The organism is Stenotrophomonas sp. G106K1, from assembly GCF_037969685.1.
Lineage (GTDB): Bacteria > Pseudomonadota > Gammaproteobacteria > Xanthomonadales > Xanthomonadaceae > Stenotrophomonas > Stenotrophomonas lactitubi.
Genome location: NZ_JBBPFR010000004.1, coordinates 236,774 through 255,008 on the forward strand (window position 1 = coordinate 236,774; position 18,235 = coordinate 255,008).

General features: G+C 67.9%; 22 protein-coding genes. 4 read left to right on the forward strand and 18 right to left on the reverse strand.

Features of this window, described 5'->3' with window-relative positions; all coding sequences use genetic code 11:
• Positions 1-4: 4 nt before the first annotated feature.
• The 12 genes from gspE to WKB25_RS06400 all read right to left on the reverse strand — a co-directional run bounded on the left by gspE (position 5) and on the right by WKB25_RS06400 (position 11,113).
• Complete coding sequence (gene gspE / locus WKB25_RS06345; protein WP_340569496.1) at positions 5-1,441, reverse strand: type II secretion system ATPase GspE; 1,437 nt, start codon at positions 1,439-1,441, stop codon at positions 5-7.
• 2 nt (positions 1,442-1,443) lie between these two features.
• A complete protein-coding gene (gspD, locus tag WKB25_RS06350; RefSeq protein WP_340569447.1) occupies positions 1,444-3,819 on the reverse strand; it encodes a type II secretion system secretin GspD in 2,376 nt (791 codons plus the stop codon).
• Positions 3,816-4,343, reverse strand: coding sequence for a type II secretion system protein GspM (gene gspM, locus WKB25_RS06355; protein ID WP_340569448.1), 528 nt, complete (start codon positions 4,341-4,343; stop codon positions 3,816-3,818). The genes gspD and gspM overlap by 4 nt, the downstream gene beginning before the upstream one ends.
• Entirely contained in the window at positions 4,340-5,506 is a 1,167-nt protein-coding gene (gene gspL / locus WKB25_RS06360; protein WP_340569450.1) for a type II secretion system protein GspL, read from the reverse strand. The genes gspM and gspL overlap by 4 nt, the downstream gene beginning before the upstream one ends.
• A complete protein-coding gene (gspK, locus tag WKB25_RS06365; RefSeq protein ID WP_340569498.1) occupies positions 5,503-6,363 on the reverse strand; it encodes a type II secretion system minor pseudopilin GspK in 861 nt (286 codons plus the stop codon). The genes gspL and gspK overlap by 4 nt, the downstream gene beginning before the upstream one ends.
• A 54-nt stretch (positions 6,364-6,417) precedes the next feature.
• Entirely contained in the window at positions 6,418-6,855 is a 438-nt protein-coding gene (gene gspG, locus WKB25_RS06370) for a type II secretion system major pseudopilin GspG (RefSeq protein ID WP_340569452.1), read from the reverse strand.
• A 57-nt stretch (positions 6,856-6,912) separates the two neighbouring features.
• Complete coding sequence (locus WKB25_RS06375; protein ID WP_340569454.1) at positions 6,913-7,497, reverse strand: hypothetical protein; 585 nt, start codon at positions 7,495-7,497, stop codon at positions 6,913-6,915.
• 119 nt (positions 7,498-7,616) lie between these two features.
• Positions 7,617-8,168, reverse strand: coding sequence for a hypothetical protein (locus WKB25_RS06380; protein ID WP_340569456.1), 552 nt, complete (start codon positions 8,166-8,168; stop codon positions 7,617-7,619).
• Positions 8,169-8,221: 53 nt separating this feature from the next.
• On the reverse strand, positions 8,222-9,202 hold the full coding sequence (locus tag WKB25_RS06385; protein WP_340569458.1) for a DUF4880 domain-containing protein: 981 nt from the start codon (positions 9,200-9,202) through the stop codon (positions 8,222-8,224).
• Positions 9,203-9,271: 69 nt separating this feature from the next.
• Positions 9,272-9,802 (reverse strand): sigma-70 family RNA polymerase sigma factor, encoded by a 531-nt coding sequence (locus WKB25_RS06390; RefSeq protein WP_089237960.1) that lies wholly within the window; start codon positions 9,800-9,802, stop codon positions 9,272-9,274.
• A gap of 16 nt (positions 9,803-9,818) precedes the next feature.
• Positions 9,819-10,499, reverse strand: a complete 681-nt coding sequence (locus WKB25_RS06395; RefSeq protein ID WP_340569499.1) for an STN domain-containing protein — start codon at positions 10,497-10,499, stop codon at positions 9,819-9,821.
• A 149-nt stretch (positions 10,500-10,648) separates the two neighbouring features.
• On the reverse strand, positions 10,649-11,113 hold the full coding sequence (locus tag WKB25_RS06400) for an Lrp/AsnC family transcriptional regulator (RefSeq protein ID WP_025874361.1): 465 nt from the start codon (positions 11,111-11,113) through the stop codon (positions 10,649-10,651).
• 124 nt (positions 11,114-11,237) lie between these two features.
• Here WKB25_RS06400 and WKB25_RS06405 point away from each other — a divergent pair, with 124 nt between their 5' ends.
• The 4 genes from WKB25_RS06405 (at position 11,238) to WKB25_RS06420 (ending at position 14,431) form a co-directional block, all read left to right on the forward strand.
• Complete coding sequence (locus WKB25_RS06405; protein ID WP_100552679.1) at positions 11,238-11,972, forward strand: AzlC family ABC transporter permease; 735 nt, start codon at positions 11,238-11,240, stop codon at positions 11,970-11,972.
• Positions 11,969-12,283 (forward strand): AzlD family protein, encoded by a 315-nt coding sequence (locus tag WKB25_RS06410; protein WP_340569464.1) that lies wholly within the window; start codon positions 11,969-11,971, stop codon positions 12,281-12,283. The genes WKB25_RS06405 and WKB25_RS06410 overlap by 4 nt, the downstream gene beginning before the upstream one ends.
• 187 nt (positions 12,284-12,470) lie before the next feature.
• On the forward strand, positions 12,471-12,899 hold the full coding sequence (locus WKB25_RS06415) for a PAS sensor domain-containing protein (RefSeq protein ID WP_032128130.1): 429 nt from the start codon (positions 12,471-12,473) through the stop codon (positions 12,897-12,899).
• The gene (locus WKB25_RS06420; protein WP_340569465.1) at positions 12,896-14,431 is read left to right on the forward strand and encodes a sulfite reductase flavoprotein subunit alpha; all 1,536 of its coding nucleotides are present in this window, start codon (positions 12,896-12,898) and stop codon (positions 14,429-14,431) included. The genes WKB25_RS06415 and WKB25_RS06420 overlap by 4 nt, the downstream gene beginning before the upstream one ends.
• A 92-nt stretch (positions 14,432-14,523) precedes the next feature.
• Here WKB25_RS06420 and WKB25_RS06425 read toward each other — a convergent pair whose 3' ends face one another.
• The 6 genes from WKB25_RS06425 to WKB25_RS06450 form a co-directional block, all read right to left on the reverse strand.
• Positions 14,524-15,192, reverse strand: a complete 669-nt coding sequence (locus WKB25_RS06425) for an ATP-binding cassette domain-containing protein (RefSeq protein ID WP_340569467.1) — start codon at positions 15,190-15,192, stop codon at positions 14,524-14,526.
• Complete coding sequence (gene modB / locus WKB25_RS06430; protein ID WP_340569469.1) at positions 15,182-15,865, reverse strand: molybdate ABC transporter permease subunit; 684 nt, start codon at positions 15,863-15,865, stop codon at positions 15,182-15,184. Before modB ends, WKB25_RS06425 begins: the two co-directional genes overlap by 11 nt.
• Positions 15,866-15,868: 3 nt before the next feature.
• Positions 15,869-16,612, reverse strand: a complete 744-nt coding sequence (modA, locus tag WKB25_RS06435; RefSeq protein ID WP_340569470.1) for a molybdate ABC transporter substrate-binding protein — start codon at positions 16,610-16,612, stop codon at positions 15,869-15,871.
• 19 nt (positions 16,613-16,631) lie between these two features.
• Positions 16,632-17,408: a helix-turn-helix domain-containing protein gene (locus WKB25_RS06440; protein ID WP_100465591.1), complete on the reverse strand. Its 777-nt coding sequence runs from the start codon at positions 17,406-17,408 to the stop codon at positions 16,632-16,634.
• A 68-nt stretch (positions 17,409-17,476) separates the two neighbouring features.
• Positions 17,477-17,842 carry a hypothetical protein gene (locus WKB25_RS06445; RefSeq protein WP_340569474.1) on the reverse strand — a complete coding sequence of 122 codons (366 nt, stop codon included), beginning with the start codon at positions 17,840-17,842 and terminating at the stop codon, positions 17,477-17,479.
• On the reverse strand, positions 17,839-18,235 hold a 397-nt coding region (locus WKB25_RS06450; RefSeq protein WP_340569476.1), incomplete at its 5' end, for an NTP transferase domain-containing protein. The genes WKB25_RS06445 and WKB25_RS06450, both read right to left, overlap by 4 nt.

Below are 18,235 nucleotides of genomic sequence, written 5' to 3' on the forward strand. Positions count from 1 at the left end.
CGCCTCAGTCGTCGCCGGTCACGCGCAGGATCTCCTCCAGCGTGGTCACCCCGCTGTCGACCCAGCGCTGCCCATCCTGGCGCAGGGTGCGCATGCCGGCACGCCGCGCGGCCTCGCGCAGCGCGGGTTCGCCCTGCCCTTCATGGATCAACGCGCGCACGCGCTCATCCACCACGAACAGTTCATGGATGCCGGTGCGCCCGCGGTAGCCGCTGTTCGCGCAGGCCGGGCAACCTACGGCCCGCCACAGCGTGCGGCCTTCCGCATCGACCTCGGCACGCCGGCACTGCAGGCATAGCCTGCGTACCAGCCGCTGCGCCAGCACGCCGCGCAGCGACGAGGCCAGCAGGAACGGTTCCACGCCCATGTCGGCCAGTCGGGTCACCGCCGAGATCGCATCGTTGGTATGCAGCGACGCCAGCACGCCATGGCCGGTCAGCGACGACTGCACCGCGATCTGCGCCGTTTCCAGGTCACGGATCTCACCGATCATGATGGTGTCCGGATCCTGGCGCAGGATCGCGCGCAATGCCGTGCCGAAGCTCATGCCGATGCGCGCGTTGACCTGGATCTGGCCGATGCCGGCGAAGTCGTACTCCACCGGATCTTCCACGGTGAGGATGTTGCTGGTGCTGCTGTCGAGCTGCCCCAGTGCCGCATACAGCGAGGTGGTCTTGCCACTGCCGGTCGGCCCGGTCACCAGCACGATGCCGTGCGGCTGGCGGATCAACCCGGTGAAGGTGGCCAGGGTGTCGTCGGCCATGCCCAGCCGCTGCAGCTGCAATCGCCCGGCGTCCTTTTCCAGCAGGCGCAGCACCGCGCGCTCGCCATGTCCGGTCGGTACCGTGGACACACGGATGTCCAGCGGTCTGCCACCCACGCGGATGGCGATGCGCCCATCCTGCGGCAGGCGCTTTTCGGCGATATCCAGGTGGGCCATGATCTTGATGCGCGAGACCAGCGCCGCATGCAGCGCACGCCGTGGCTGCACCATGTCACGCAGGGTGCCATCGACGCGGTAGCGCACCACCGAGTGCGTTTCGAAAGGTTCGATGTGCAGGTCGCTGGCGCCATCACGCGCGGCCTGCGCCAGCAGCGCGTTGATCATGCGGATCACCGGCGCGTCATCCTGCGCATCCAGCAGATCGGTCACCTCGGGCATGTCCTGCATCAACCGGTCGAGATCGACTTCGCTTTCGGCCGCGCCGACCACCGCAGCAGCGTCGCCACCGTCACGATACTGTTCGCCCAACCGCTGCTGCCACACCGCCGCATCCAGCACCTGGAACGGTACTGGCCCGTGCCGCCGGCGCAGCTCGGCCACTGCCCAGGCGGCGGTCTCGGCGGTCCCCAGCAGTACCGGCGCGCCGCCTGCTTCGGCCAGCATCACCCCGTGGCTGCGCACCCAGGCATACGGCAGCAGTGGCAACGGCAGGGGCATGCTCATGGCCCGATGACCAGTTCCGGGGTGTAGCCCAGCCCGCGCAGCTGCTGCAGCGCCGGGTCGAGCGTGGCCGGGTCGCGTGCCACCCGCACCCGCAGACGCTGTCCCGGTTCACCCGGCGTGGTTTCGGCATAGGCCTGCAGGCCAAGCGCGCGCACCTGTGCCACGGCCTGGGTCGCACGCGCCGCATCCAGCCCCTGCGCGTACTGCACCACCTGCACATTGCCCTCGCTGGCCGGATACAACGCCGCAAGGCTGCCGTTCTGCAACGGCTGGCCCTGGCCATCACGCGCACTGCCCTGGCCAAGCACCGACAGGTCCTGCGGCGGCAGCTGCGGCGCCGACAGCGCAGGCAACGCCCAGCTCTGCACGGGCTGCGCAGCGGCCTGTGCATTGCGCATGTAGTCGTAGCGGTCGCGGGTCAGGCGCTGTCCGGCGGCCGGGTCGCGCACCACGTGCGGGCGCAGGAACACCATCAGGTTGGTCTTGGCCCGCTTGCGCGTGTCGCTGCGGAACAGCGCGCCCAGCACCGGAATCTTCCCCAGCCCCGGCACCGCATCACGGCCGTGGCTGACGCTGTCTTCCAGCAGGCCGCCCAGCACCATGATCTGGCCGTCATCGAGCAGCACGCTGGTATCCAGCGCCCGCTTGTTGGTAATGATGCCGGCGCTGCCCGAGCTCTGCGCATCGATGCTGCTGACTTCCTGGTAGATATCCAGCTTCACCGTGCCGCCCTCGGAAATCTGCGGGCGCACCCGCAGCTTCAGGCCCACATCCTCGCGTTCAATGGTCTGGAACGGGTTGTTGCTGCCACCGCCACCGTCGGTCACATAGCGGCCACTGATGAAGGGCACGGTCTGCCCGACCATGATGCTGGCCGCCTCGTTGTCCAGGGTCATCAGGTTCGGCGTGGAGAGGATGTTGGCGCCGCCTTTGCTCTGCAGGGCGTTGGCCAGCGCCTTCATGTTGAGGATCTGGCCGACACCCGGCAGGTTGATCGTGCCGTCGATCACGCCGATGTTCAGGCCGTCCTTCGGCAGTACATCCAGCGTGGTACGCGCAGTGGTGCTGATGCCACTGCCACCGGTGGTGCCGCCGAAATGGGTGCCACCGAACGTGCGGCCATTGCCCAGCATCCATTGCACGCCCAGTTCAGCGGCATCGGTCTGGTTTACCTCCACGATCAGGCTCTCCACCAGCACCTGCGCCCGCCGCTGATCGAGCTGGTCGATCACTCGCCGCAGGTTGCGGTACACCGGCTCCGGCGCGGAGATCAGCAGGGTATTGGTGGCGATGTCCGCCTGCACCGAGATGCCGTTCTGGCTGAAACCGCTGCTGCCGGCATCGATCGGATCACGACGACCCGGGTCTAGCCGCGGCGATTCCAGCGCATTGCCCTTGCTCTTGCCCTGTGCGGGTTGCGCCGGCGTGCTGGCGTTGCGGCTGGTCTCGCCCGGCAATGCCGTGATGCCGTCGGTGCTGCCCATCGCCGGCGCATCGCTCTGCCCTGCCACCACGCCACGCAGCACCCCGGCCAGCTGGGTGGCCTGGGCATTGCGCAGGTACACCACATGCAGGTTGCCGGACTCATCCTGGGCCTTGTCCAGCTTCTCCACCAGCTGCCGCGCCAGGCGCGTACGGCCCGGGCTGCTGGAGCGCAGCAGCACGCTGTTGCTGCGCGGGTCGGCCATCACCACCACTTTCTGCGCCGGCTCCGCGCCCTGCGCATCCAGCAACGGTGCGACCATCGCCGCCACGTCCACGGCAATGCCCTGCTGCAGCTTGACCACGTCGGTGTCCATGCCGGCTGGCGTATCCACGCTGGCGATTACCCGCGCGATGCGCTCCAGGTTGTCGGCGTAGTCGGTGATGACCAGCGTGTTGTTGCCCGGGTTCGCGGTGATCGGATTGTCCGCGGTGATCATCGGCCGGAGCACCGCCACCAGCGCCGCTGCGCTCTCGTAGCGGAGTGCAAACGTGCGTGTGGCTATCTCGCCTCCCGCGCCGCCGACACCAACACGACCGCCCAGCAGCTTGGCATCGGCCTGTGGCACCACCCGGCTGACGCCTCCACTTTCAACCACGGCAAACCCGCGCATGCGCAATGCACCCAGCAGCAGCTGGTAAGCCTGCACACGGCTGACCGGCCCATCGGAGACCACGGTCATCTTGCCGGTCACCCGTGGGTCGACCAGGAACTGGCGGCCGGTGAAGCGCGCCGCCATGCGCAGCACCCCACCGATATCGGTGTCCACCAGGTTCAACTGCACCGGTTCGCCACCGGCGTCCTGCGCCTGCACCGCTGCCGGAAGATGGGCCAGGCCCACCACCAGCGCCAGTACCGCGCTGCAGCCCAGGCTGCGCATCGCCTTCATGGATGGCCACCGCCATTGGCGGCCATCACGATGTTTCCGGAAATCCGTGCCGCCGGCATGTTCGCGTCCCCTGTGCGTTGCAGTTGCAGTTGCTGCAGTTCGATGGCCGGGTCGGCCAGCAAGGGCAGCAGCCAGTTCCAGAGCGCATCGGCGGGCACACTGCGCACCTGCAGGTGCCAGCGCCCGTCACGCGTTTCGATATGCAGGCTGCCGGCCAGGCCCGCAGCGGTGATCTGTTGGCGCAGCCCGGCAAGCGTCGGCCGCTGGCCGCGTGCCTGCCGCTGTTGTTCACGGGCGTGCAGCAGCGGTGCAAGTGCCGCCGACTGCGCCTGAAGACGTGGCAGTTCAGCCTGCCAATGGCTGCGCTGTTTCAGCAGCGGCTGCAGCCAACCCAGCCACAGTGCGGCCGCCACTATCGCGGCAGACATCAACAGCAGCATCGCGCGCTCGCGCGCCGCCAGCCGCTGCCAACGGTGCTGCAGCCCACGCAGGGAATCCGCTGGGCGCAACCCGGCTGCTGTCACGGCGCGGCCCCGCTGCTGATCCGCAACCGGCCACCGGCTTCGCGCGCAAGCTCCAGCCCCTGTGCCTGCGTCGCCTGCTGCCAGCGCTCCAGCCGTTGCGCGTCCTCGGCCAACGCCTGCGCGTCGGCGTCCAGTTCCATGTCCAGCTGGCCCGGCTGATAGCGCAGGCTGCGGACCTGGCCCGCCAACTCGGGTATGGTCTGCAGCACGCTGGCAACCTGCTGCTGCACGGCAGGAAGTGTCCGTGGCGCTGCCGGCACCGCCAGTGCCCGCCGTGCCTGCAACACCGGGTCGACCACATCGTGGATCTCCGGGAAGTGCGTGCTGAACTGCCGCGCCATGTCCTGCCGCAAGGCTTCACCCTCGCCATGCCAGCGCGATACCTGCAGTTGCAGACCCAGCGCAGCCAGCACCGCCGCCGCCAACGCAAGACCGATGGCCAACCGCGGCGCACCTGCACCCATGGCCGGCAACGGCAGCGACCAGCCAGGCAGCGGACCGCTGGACTGCACCGCCTGCGCCAGCACGCTGGCTGGCAGGCGCTCGGCCCAGGCAGCCGGTACGGTATCGATCCACTGCACCGCCTGCACCCCGGCCTGCTGCAAGCGCACGGCCAGCATATGCATCACCGTGGCCAGGTCGCGCCCGCTGCACCACTGGACGAAGCCACGATCACGACCGCAACGAACCAGTACATGCTCGCCACACACCTGCAAGGTGGCCTGCCCGGCCGACCACGGCAGCAGCAGGGGCGTCGGATAAAGCGCCTGCAACTGCAGCCCACAGTCCTGCAACTGCTGTCTTACCCGCGCAATCGCCTGCAGGCCAAGCCACGCCACCGCCACCGTTCCATTGGCCGCCTGCGTGCCATGGCCGAGCACTACCTCCTGCAGATCATCCAGCAGCATCGCTTCCACTTCGCCCTGCAGGGCCGCCTGCAGGCGTCGGCCGGACAGCGGCGGCAGCTGCAGCTCCAGCAGGATCAGGTCCTGCGGGTCCAGGCTCGCATGCACCATTGCCTGCGGAAAGCGCTGGCCCAGCGTCGACAGGTGGTCAGTGCCCGTCGCCAGAACACGGTCCTTGTGCAGCTGCGCCCACTCGACCGCGCTGTCCCCATCCAATCGTTCCAGCGCCGGCAGGCGCATTCTCAGCTGCGTGCTCATGCACCGATCCTCGTCCATACCCGTTGCACACGCACGCTGTCGTCGCGGTACTCGCGCCAGATCAATGCGCGGAAATCCACCGATGCGCCGTCTGCCTGTACCTGGCCAACCGCCAGGAACCATTCGCTGTGGATACCCAGCGGCATCAGCGCCATCTGTTCGTTGCTCAGCTGCAGCCGGTTGGCGATGTCACCGCGGTTGAGCAGCCAGTGGCCACGATCGCGCTCGCCCAGCAGCGCCTGCAGGCGCCCGGCATCCACCCCGGGCGCAATCGCCTGCAGCACAGCGATATCACTTGTATTGGCGTTGACCAGGGTCTGCGCAGGCAGCACCACCGTCCGCCCTGCCAGTGCCTGTATCGCGACCGGATCGGCTCCGGCCAGCACCTGTTCGATCAGCGACTCGCGCGGCAACGGTGCACGCGCCTGCCGCTCGCCATCGCGCAGGCGCGACTGGATCTGTGTTGCGGCGCTGGCACAGGCGGCGCGAGGCAACCCCTGCCCGGCACACAGAGTGATGAACGCACGCAGTGCCTCCGCTGCGGGTTGGCCGTCGGGCAACAGCGTGCGCAGGTTGAACCTCGACTGCGCGTCCACCAGCTGCAGGTGCACCGGCAGCGGCACCTGCAGCTGCAGCGGACGCGCCCAGCGTCCGCTGCCCACGGTAGTCAACTGCTCGCGCGCGTCGTCACGCAACTGCTGCGCCGCGCGCTCCAGGCTGGCGTCCACCGCCATGCGCACCTGCATGCGCAGCTGATCGCTGCGTACCGCACGCAGCTGCGCCGATTGACGGGTCAGCAGTGCAGTGGCGATCACCGCCACCAGTGCCACCACCAGCATCGCCACGATCACCGCCATGCCCTGCTGGCGGGCAAACGCACCTGGAATGTTCCGGCGTGCCATTGTCCGGCCTCACAACTGCCAGGAGCCGATATCTGCGTTGCCGGCCTCACCGCCGGGCTTGCTGTCGGCCCCCAATGAGAACACGTCGATATCGCCGTGCGTGCCTGGGTTCTGGTACTGGTAGGGGTGACCCCACGGGTCAGCCGGCAGGCGGTCGAGATACGGCGTGACCGGCATCGCAGCACTGCCCTGCGGCGGTTTCACCAGCGCCTGCAACCCCTGCTCGGCACTGGGGTAACGACCATTGTCCAGCCGGTACAGTTTCATGGCCTGCATCAGCGCCGCGATGTCCTGGCGTGCCGCCACCACGCGGGCCTGGTCGGGGCGATCCATCAGCCGCGGCACGATCAGTGCAGCCAGAATGCCGATGATGACCACCACCACCATGATCTCGATCAGGCTGAAGCCCTGCTGCCGTGCCCTGCGGCCACCCATCTGCGTTGCCATTGTTCCGCCCTCATCATCCTGGAAGAGACCGCTGCCCAATGGTCAGCGGCGCATGTGTCAGTACGATAAACATCCTGCGGAATTCCGCTGTTCCTGCAGCCGATCACCCACGCGGCGTGCGTTCGCCATGCAGGCAGCATCCAGCAGCGACGCAGGCACACGCGCAAACGTGTCGTCCACGCAGTACTGCAGCAGTGGCGTGGCGCACGCCTGCAGCAGACGCATGCACTGCAGGGGCGACCAGGCCATGCCATGGTCGAAGCCGATGAACTGCCGGAACACCTGGTGATAGCGCAGATCGTCGTGCAGGCGCTGTACGCTGGCCGGAGCGCGCAGCGCGACCAGCAGCACCGCACGCTGCACCATGCGCATCTCCCCGCACTCCTGTGCAAGCGTGGCCAATGCCGATTCCGGCCACGGCTGCAGGCGCGCGTCCAACGCCCGCCGCAGCAGCATCAGCGGATGGCCGCTGGCATCCAGCGCTGACCATCTTGCTGCGTCGGCCCAGGCATCGCTGGACAGCATCCACACCCACGGCTGTCCGTAACGCTGCACACTCACGGGTGCATGCCGTGCCTGCTCCAGCGACTGGCTCAGGTGGCGATCCAGCTCCAGCATGCTGATCCTGCGACTGTCGTTCATCGGCGTCGCCTGCGCTCCGCGACGCGGGAGCGTCGTACTCTGCAGAAGACGTCAGCAAGGCAACCGAAGCGACAGCGCGAATGCGATGTTGGGCAGTGCGTGGCAGCATCGCGGGAATGTCACCGCAACGTCATCCGCCTGCAGGCTTCCAGGTCCAGGCGCGGAGCATCTCCGCCGCAGCGTCGGGCCAGAACGGCAACGTCGCTGCGCTGTGCGAATGCGGCCAGTGCGTGCATCGCATCCGGGTCATCCAACAGTACCGCCATCGACGCCTGCAGCAGCGGCAGCTGCCATCCCTCCATCTGCGCATCGGTGGCGGCCACGAACCAGTGCCACAAGCGGTGGTAGCGCACGTGGTCGTGAAGTGCCGCAAGACCCTCGATGCCATGCATCGCCATCAACAACAGCGCGCGCGCCAGTGCGGCTGCAGGCAGCGCCCCCGATTCGGACAGCGGCAGTGCCTGCCGCTGCAACCGCAACAGCATCGCCAACGGATGGTCCTGCGGCTCGAATTCCAGCAGCACCGCCTGCTGTCGCCACTGCGGGTCGGACACCACGCATACCCACGGCGCGCCGTAGCGGTGCACCATCAGCGGCCGCCGCTGGGTGGTTTCCAGCAGCGCCGACAGATTACGGCGCAGATCCAACACACCGATGGTCTCGTTGCGCATCCTTGGCCTCTCCATGCATGCAGCGGCCGTGCGCGTCGCGCGCAGCCAGGGTCTTACCCCAAGACGGCAATTCCACCGGGAAAGCGACGCAGGCCGAGCGACATCGTCTGCCCGAGCTGCTCCAGCGCCGCATCCGGATCATCGATGCGGAAGCGGCCGCTGACCGGGGCGCGCGCCAGTGCCGATTCGCCCAGCAGCACCTTGCCGCGCCGGTAGCGGTTGATCTCGGCCACCACCTCACGCAGCGGCGCCCGGCGGAACACCAGCATGCCTTCGGTCCACGCGCTGACTTCGGCCGCCACGGCTTCGGCCACCACGCCGCTGAGACGCTCGTCATACACCGTCTGCTGGCCGGCCTGCAGCTGCAGGCGCCCCTGCGGATGCTCGATGCGAACGCTGCCGCGCAGGCAGGTCACGCGCACCTGGCCGTCGGTGTTGCGCACATCCAGGCGTGCTGCGCCATGGTCGGCCAGCAGGCAACCCGGCCCGGCGAACAGCGCCAGACGCGCCCCCGCCGCGGCCTCGATCGACGCCTGGCCCTGCACCAGCTCGAAGCCCTCGCCCTGGGCGTCACTGCGCCGGCGCAGGCTGCTCTGCGTATCCAGTTCGATCTTCAGGTGCGTCGTCGGCGCAATCTGCAGCCGCTCGCCGGTACCGGTATGGAAGTCGGCGGTCATCGCCGTCACCGAAGGCCACAGGCCCAGCGGCGGGTGCAGCGCGGCCACCACGGCCAGGCTCGCTGGTGCCGCCACGGCCGCACCCAGGAATGCACGTCGGCTCCAACGTCGCGCCGGGGTTGTCGCTTGCGGCTGGCGTGCGGCGGCAGGCAGTCGCTCACCGGCCAGGCGTACCTGTTCCCATTGCCGCTTCGCGCGGGCAAAGGCCTGCCGGTGGCCGGGATCGGCCTCGCACCATTGGCGGAATTTCCTGCCATCGGCCGCCGTGGCCTCGCCCGAGGTCAACCGCACCACCCACGCGTGGGCCTGACGCTCCACGGCGTCGAGCGGGCGGTGCGATTGATCGTCAGCGTCCATGAGGGCTCTTGCCGTCCCCGCACGCTGCGGGGTTCTGCTCGGCGTCAAAGTGTAGACGGATGCCGTGCCTCAGAACCGCACCTGCCGCCCCTGCCCGCTGCGTTCGGCCAAGTAGTCCTGTGCGGCTTTCAGCTCACGCTGCACCAGCCGCAGTGACACCCCCAGATGCTCGGCCACATCACGCTGCTGCAGGCCGTCCACGCGGATCGCCAGTAGTATCCGGCGGCGGCGCTCGGGCATCCGCTGCAGCAGGCCGACCATGTCTTCCAGCGCCATTTCCTGCTCGGCCGCCTGTGCCGGCCCCGGGCCGGGATCGGCCATGTCCATCAGCGTATCCACTTCTTCCAGGCTCAGCAGGCGATGGTCGGCGCGCTGGCGGTCGATCACGGTGTTCATCGCCATGCGCAGCAGATACGCCGCGGGGTTCTGCACCGGGTCCAGGCGGTGTCGACGCGTGCTCAGGCGCATCCAGGTGTCCTGCAGCGCGTCGCCGGCCAGCTCTTCCGAGCCCAGCTTGCGCACCAGCCGGCGCTTCAGTTCATCGTAGGCGCCCAGCAGATGGTCCATCAGGTCTACCGCCCCAGCCGTGCTGTTGCTCATGCTCGATTCCTTGACGTCATGGTTGGGGCGCGCGCCGGCCACAGTCGTGGCCCGCGCTGGAAGGACGGATCTGCAGGGTCACCGGCTGCGGCAGCGCGGCAGCATCGGCGCCCAGCCGCAGGGCCTGCATCGCCTGCAGAAGGCGCGCATCGCGGCGTGCGCTGCCGCTGCCGGCAAGCAGTTCCGGTACCTGCACCTGGCCATCGTTGGCAATGCGGAAGCGCAGCGTCGCCGCATAGGCACCCGGCGCAAGGTCAGGGTCGCCACAGAAGGCGGCGCGCAGCCGTTGCTGCAGGTCGCCGAAGCGTCGACGCTGCCCCAGGTCGGCGGCCACACCGGTCAGGGCGGATTCGTTGGCCGCGTGTGCACCGCGGCGCAGCACCACGCGTTGTGCACCGATCAGCTCGGCCTCGACACCCGTGTCCTGCAGCACCACCTGCAGCGCCTGCAGGGGCGGCAGGCTGGCCTGCAGCGGATGGCTGCTGCGGCCGGTACCGAGATCGCCGGGATACATCACCGACCACCCGCTGACGACACTGAAGCGCTCGACCGCCTGTTCCAGCGGTTGCGCGGGAATGTCATAGGAACGGATGTCGTCCTGTGCGGCAGCAGCGAAGGCGAACAGCAACCCGGCGGCGGCGGCCACCCTCCAGCGTCTGATTGCATGCTGTCCATTCAGCCCCCTGACGTAGAACACATGACCCTCGGCAGCGACATCAGCTGCAGCGGCGGAGCGCGATGCGACCAGGTGGGTCGACCTGCACACGGCCGGCAAGCGGGTCACACCGTAGCGGCGTCACGTGTCATTGCGATGACGGCGGCGCGCAGGGGACGCGCCGGGCCGGCTCAGACCGGCAGTTCAGTGGTCTGCTTGATCCGCTGCATCGGGATTTCGGTCTTCGTGTTCTGCACACCGGCGATCCGGTTCAGGTGCTGGATCTGGAACTGCCGGTACGCATCGAGGTCGGCCACCGCCACCCGCAGCAGAAAGTCGCAGTCGCCAGCCATCAGATGGCATTCAAGCACTTCCGGGAAGGACTTGATGCTGTTGATGAAGTGATTGGTGGTGTCTTCGTCCTGGCCGCGCAGCCAGACTCGGACGAACACGGTGAAGCCCCGTCCGATCCTGGCCGCATTCAGCAGGGCCACGTAGCGATCGATGTAACCGCCCTCTTCCAGCAGGCGAACCCGGCGCAGGCAGGCCGACGGCGAGAGCCCCACCTGGCGGGACAGCTCCAGGTTCTGCAGGCGACCGTCGCGCTGCAGGGCGTCCAGGATGCGACGATCCAGATTGTCGAGCTGGTACTGCATGCAATTCCACTCCTTGACCGGATCACCGCATGATATTGCACATTCCGCCGAAAAAATGGCATCAACGCAACCCGATTTCGCGATCGGACCGTTAGCATGGGTCATCCCCACTCGTTGTTGATCCATGGACGCCCGAACCACCCTGCCCCTGCCTGATCCCGCCTGCGACACCGCGCCGCGCGCCGAGTTCCTGCGCGGCCTGCGCGCCGCCGTACCGGTGATGATCGGCTTCATTCCCTTTGCCCTGGTGCTCGGCGCCCAGGCCGCCCAGAAGGGCCTGTCGGCGCTGGAAGTGCCGCTGATGACCGGCCTCAACTTCGCTGGCGGGTCTGAATTCGCCGCGGTCGAACTGTGGACCTCGCCGCCGCACATCGCGCTGATCGTGGCGATCACCGCGCTGGTCAACAGCCGCCACCTGTTGATGGGCGCCAGCCTGGCACCGTTGCTGCAGCATCTGCCGCGCCGTCGCGTGCTGCCGGCGCTGTTCTTCATGTGCGATGAAAGCTGGGCCCTGGGCGTGGCCGATGCGCGCCGTCGCGCACTGGGCTTCAGCCTGGCCTATTACCTCGGCGTGTCGGCCGGCCTGTACACCGTGTGGGTGCTGTGCACCGCGCTGGGCGCGATCGTCGGTCCGCTGCTCGGTGACATCCACGCCTACGGCTTCGACATGGCCTTCCCCGCCGTGTTCCTGGTGCTGCTGCGTGGCATGTGGCAAGGCATGCGCGCCGCCCGGCCATGGCTGGTCAGCCTGGTGGTGGCAGCGGGCACCTACCTGCTGGTGCCCGGCGCCTGGTACGTGGCCAGCGGCGCGCTGGCCGGCCTCGCCGCCGCCTGGCTGCTGGCGGAGGACGCGGCATGATCTTCAACGGCCTGATCCATTGGACCTCGGTGCTGACCATCATCCTGATGGCCGCCGCCACCTATCTCACCCGCATCATCGGTTTTCTCGCGCTGCGCAACCGCACGTTGAGCAAGCGCGCGGTGACGGTGATGGAAGCCGCGCCGGGCTGCGTGCTGATCTCGGTGATCGCCCCCGACTTCGTGGCCGACAAGCCGGCCGATCTGGCCGCGCTGGCATTCACGCTGCTGGCTGCCACGCGGCTGTCGATGCTGCCGACGGTGCTGATCGGCGTGGTATCGGCGGGTGTGCTGCGGTATGTGATGGGGTGAGCAGGATCTCCTGTAATGCCGAGCCCATGTTCGGCTTTACAGGCCATCGGTAGCTGCTCCTGCGACAGCCGGTCGCAGGCCCCTCCCGGCGCACGCTTGACCTATATCAATCCGCCCCTCGCCACGGGCGCGTATCTCTATGCAGGAACCCAACACGCCGGCGTCACCGGCATCCAAAGGACCTGCGATGAGCTACACCCCCGACAACGCCCAGCTGCTCAACGCCATGCAGAACGTGATGGTGATCTCCACCACCGACCTGCAGGGCAACATCACCTATGCCAACGACCTGTTCTGCACGCTCACCGGGTTCGCGCGCGAGGAACTGATCGGCCAGCCGCACAGCATCGTCCGCCATCCGGACGTGCCCAAGGCCGTCTACAAGGACATGTGGGACACCATCAAGGCCGGCAAGACCTGGACCGGCATCGTGCCGAACCTGGGCAAGGGCGGCGTGCTCTACGTGGTCGACACCACCGTGCAGCCGCTGTTCGATGCCGAGGGCAACATCACCTCGTACATCAGCATCCGCCGCGTGGTGAACGACCTGATGCAGAACTACGACCTGGTCGAGTTCAGCAAGGAAAAGTTCGACGACTTCTACGAGGCTGCGTGAACGCCATTCCCACACGCACGCCCATCAGCCGGCTGCTGGTGGGTTTCGCCTCCGAGTCGGGCAACGCCCGCGCCCTGGCCCAGCGCCTGGGCGCGGACCCGGACCTGCAGCCGCATGGGCCGCAGGTCCTGCCGTTCAATGACATCGATGTGGCCAGCCTCGGCCACGGCGATGTGCTGCTGGCCATCTCCAGCTCGTTCGGCGACGGCGAACCGCCGGCCAATGGCGAGCGCTTCTTCGAGTCGCTGCGGCAGGCGCCCGCTCTGCCGGGACTGCGCTACGCGGTGTTCGTCCTGGGGGATACCGGCTACCCCAGCTTCTGCGGTTTCACCAAGGCGCTGGATGCAGCGCTGAGCGAGCGTCAGGCGCAACCACTGCTGCACCGTGTCGACGCTGACCTCGGCTACGAGCAGTTCTTCCAACAGTGGCGGCCGGTGCTGGGCCAGGTGCTGGAGGGTGACGCGACCGCGGGCCAGGATCTGCGCCTGCAGGTGGCGGCCTACGGCGAAGACAATGCCTTCAACGCCCGCATCGTCGAACGGCGACGCCTGAGCCGCAGTGACCCTGCCGCATGGCACCTGCAACTGGACATCGCCGGCAGCGGCATGGTCTACCGGGCCGGCGACACCCTGCATCTGGTTCCGGAAAACGATCCGGCATTGCTGCAGGCACTGGCCACCTGGTTGGGTGATTCCAGCGCCATCGACGCCCTGCGCGACCGCGAACTTCGCCTGCTCAGCAAGGGCGTGCTGCGCGAGCTGGCAAAGCTGGGCGGCAGCGACGTACTGAAGGGCCTGCTGAAGGTCAGCCAGAAGCGCGAGCTGGACGCCTACCTGCATGGCCTGGACCTGCTGGACGTGCTGCAGGACCACGCCACGCCGGACAGCGTGCCACTGGCCCGCCTGCGTGAACTCCTGTCACCACGCCTGCCCCGTGCCTATTCCATCGCCTCGCATCCGCACGATGACCAGCTGAGCCTGTGCGTGCGCGAGGTGCGCTACAGCCTGCGTGGCCGCGAACGCTGCGGCACCGCCACCGGCAGCCTGCTGCACGGCGGCGACACAGCCCGCGTGTACTGCCGCTCCAATCCGGGCTTCCACCTGCCCGACCGCGGCAACGCGCCCCTGCTGCTGGTCGGCACTGGTACCGGCATCGCCCCTCTGATGGGCCTGATGCAGGAACTGCAGGCCACCGGCGACGCACGGGAGGTCCATCTGGTGTTCGGCGAGAAGCATTGCGAGCACGACTTCCTGTACCGCGAGCAGCTGCAGGACTGGCAGGCGAGTGGCGTACTGGCTGGCCTGCACACCGCGTTCTCGCGCGATGCGGCGCAGAAGGTCTACGTGCAGCATGTGCTGCAGCAGCAGGCCGCGCAGGTGCAGGATGTGCTGGCCCGTGGCGGCCACATCTACCTGTGTGGCAACAGGAGCCACCTGGAGGGCGCGGTGCGCGATGCCATTGACGCCATTGGCGGTGAGGGTCATTGGGATGCCCTGCGCGGTGAAGGCCGCACCCACTGCGAGCTGTATTGAGGGGAGCCTCCCCCGCGGGTAGAGCCGGCCGCTGGCCGGCTGCTCTGCGCGCTGCGAAGCTGCCGGCCAGCGGCCGGCACTCCCACCACGGGTCAATCGCCGACGATGCGCCCGTCCACCACGCGCGCCACCTGCTGGCCGAACACCGCCACATCCTGCGGATCGTGGCTGATCAGCAGCAGCGGAATACCGGTTTCATCCAGCACGGTTTCCAGCTCCTGGCGCAGGTGCTGGCGCAGGTCGTGGTCGAGCGCTGCGAACGGTTCGTCCAGCAGCAGCGCCTGCGGCCGGGTCACCAGTGCACGCGCCAACGCCGTACGCTGGCGCTGGCCGCCGGATACCTGCGACGGCAGCAGATCCGCCACGTGCTCGATGCGGAATGCCTGCAGCCACTGCTCCACTGCTTCGATACGGGTATCGCGTGGTGGATTCAACCACCCCCGCTGCAACCCGAACGCCACGTTCTGGCGCACGCTCAGGTGCGGGAACAGCGCGTAGTCCTGGAACACATACCCCAGGCGACGACCCTGCGGCGGCAGATCAACCCTCGCTCCCGCATCGAACAGCGTCTGCCCGTGCAGGCGCACATGTCCACGCTCCGGGCGCAACAGGCCGGCCACCGCTTTCAGCGTCAGGCTCTTGCCGGCGCCCGAGGGCCCGAACAGCACCACCTGCCGCTGCGTGCACTGCAGCGATACGTCCAACACGAAATCCTGGCCGGCCGCCTGCAGGCGCCGCTTTACCTGCAGGTCAAGCCACATCGCGCAGCTCCCGGCGGCGCCCGCCCACCAGCCGTGCGGCCAGCAGCAGGATCACGACGCATACCACCGACGTCAGGATCACCAGCGCATTCGCTTTGCCATCCTGCCCCGCCTGCACTGCCTCGTAGATGGCGATCGACAGCGTCTGCGTGCGGCCGGGAATGCTGCCGGCCACCATCAGCGTGGCGCCGAACTCACCCATCGCCCGTGCGAATGCCAGCAACAGCCCAGCCAGAATCCCGCGCCAGGCCAGCGGCAGGGTGATCCGGAAGAACACCGCCGCTTCGGACACGCCCAGCGTGCGTGCGGCCTGCTCCAACTGGCCATCTACGTCTTCGAATGCAGCGCGTGCCGGTTTGAACACCAGCGGAAACGACGCCACCGCTGCGGCAATCACCGCCGCCTGCCAGGTAAACACCAGGTTGATGCCGAACCACGACTGCAACCAGGCACCGATCGGGCCATTGCGCCCGATCAGCACCAGCAGGTAATAGCCCAGCACCGTCGGCGGCAGCACCATCGGCAGGGTCAGTATCGAATCCAACAGTTCCCGGCCGGGAAAGCGCCGTCGCGCCAGCAGCGCGCCAAGTGCCACGCCGGCAACAAGATTGATCGCCGTGGCCCAGCCGGCCACCTTCAACGACAACCCCAGTGCGCTCCAGTCCAGGTCCATCCGTCAGGGCTTGCCGAACCCGTGCTTCTGCAGGATCACCTGGCCCTGCGGCGAACGCACGAACGCTGCGAAGCGCCTGGCTTCCAGCGGCTGCGTGCTGGCCTGTACCACCGCCAGCGGATAGGCGATGCGTCCGGCAACCGGAACCTCGAACGCGCGCCGCACGCGATCCGGCATCGCCTGCGCGTCGGTGGCGTAGACAAAGCCCGCATCCACCTCGCCCCGCGCCACGTAATCCAGCGACTGCCGCACGTTCTGCGTACTGATCACCTTGCCCTGCACTGCCGGCCACAGCTTTGCAGCCTGCAGCGCACCCTTTGCATAGCGACCCACCGGCACGCTGTCCGGGTTGCCCAGTGCAATGCGCGGCACGCCGGCACCCGCCAGATCGGCCAGTGCGCGCGGCGGCGCCTTCGCCTGCGGCGGTACCACCACCCACAGCGCGTTCACCGCGAAGATCGCACGCGTACCCGCTGCCAGCAGCTTCTGCTGCGCCGCCTGGTCCATCGTTGTTTCATCAGCCGAGGCGAACACATCCACCGGCGCGCCCCGTGCGATCTGCTGCAGCAGCACGCCGGAGGCAGCAAAGTTGAAGTCGACCTTGCTGCCCGGGTTCGCCTTCTCATAGGCGGCGCCCAGCTCGCGGAAGCTCTCGGTCAGGCTGGATGCCGCCGACACGGTCAGCTCGGCTGACCACGCTGGCAGTGCAGCCAGCATCCCCAGCAACAACACGCCCAGCGTCTTCATATCGGCTCCTTGGCCGTGTTCAGTCCGGTTCGGAATCCCTGGCCACGGCCAGCGCCGCCAGCCGCTCGGGTTGCAGCAGCAGCATCTCACGTTGATTGACTGCAATGACACCCTCATCACTCAGCCGACGCAGCACGCGGCTGACCGTCTCCGGCGCCATCCGCAGGTAGTTGGCGATTTCGGTGCGGGCCATCGTCAGGTTGAAGCGGGTCGCGGAGAACCCGCGCCGTGCATAGCGCTCGGACATGTCCAGCAGAAAGGCGGCCATGCGCTCGTCGGTACGATGATTGGCCGCCAGGGTGGCGACCTTGCCGATCTCCGCGCTGAGCAGGCTGAACAACTTGGCCTGCAGACCCGGCATGCGGGTGGCCAGCAGGCTCAGCTTGGGGAAGGAAATGCGGCACAGGTACACCGTGTCCAGCGCGACCGCGTTGCACGGAAACCGCGAACCGTGAATGGCGTTGAGCCCGATCACCTCGCCCGGCAACGCGAAGCCCAGCACCTGCTCGTTGCCCTGGCTGTCGTCGACGAAGGTCTTGACCATGCCCGCGCGCACCGCCGCGATCGAATCGAACGGCTCGCCCGCACGGAAAAGGTAGTCGCCGGCATGGAACGGGCCGACATGGTCAACCAGCACATGCAGCTCGCCCAGGGCGGCCTTGTCGTAGCCCTGCGACGTACACGCATCCGAGAACGCACAGGTACTGCAGAAATGCAGTGCATCGCCGTCATCGGCGGCAGCGGGATTGGGCGTTGCCCGGCCGGGGCGCAGCTGCGGGGGCGGCATCGAAGACATCACAACAACGCTCGAACGGAAGCGTCCATCATACGGCACGGCCCGCCGCCGCCCGGGCGCTGCGTGTATCACGCCGCGGGCGAGGCCCCGCGCCGACCCGGGCCGCGCTGACGCACGCTGTCGCGCACATCCACATCGAACTGCAGCTGCAGCGTGGTGCCGTCATCCAGGTACAGCGCGAACGCCAGGCCATCGCGACACGGCAGGCGTCCAGCAAGATCCTCCACCGCCGGCCGTGGCAGCACCAGCCGGCAATCGGTGCCACTGTCGAGCAGCACAGCGGTGTCGCCGCCATGCAGCGAGACAGCCGTACCCCAGCCGCCACTGCCACCGAACCGGGTCAGGTTCTCCACCGTTTCACCGGCCAGCAGCGTGGCCAGCTCGGCCTCGTCCAGGCGCAAGCGCATTGTCTGTTCCTGCAACTGCACCTTCATGAGGCAACGTCCTCCCATTGGGCGGGGGTGTTGCAGTTGACCAGGGCGCCTTCATCGGCGTGGGCCAGGCGCAGGGTCTGCGCATCCAGCCGGTGTTGCAGGGCCTGCAGGGAACGCGGGCCGAGGGGATCGTGGATCATGGTTTCGAGGATCGTGCGGCTTTCATTGCCTACATTAAACAGCATCGGAAGCGGATGCCCCTCAAAGATCGTGCAAGCGCTGCGATGTCCCGCACGCAGTTGCTGCAGCAGCGCGGGGGTCAACCGGGGCGTATCCACCGGCACCACCCAGGCCGGGCCATCAGGCATCTGCATCGCCACGCTGTACAGGCCACCCAGGGGCCCGCAACGCGCCACGCGGTCGGGAATGCTGCCGAAGGCCGGATAGTTGCCA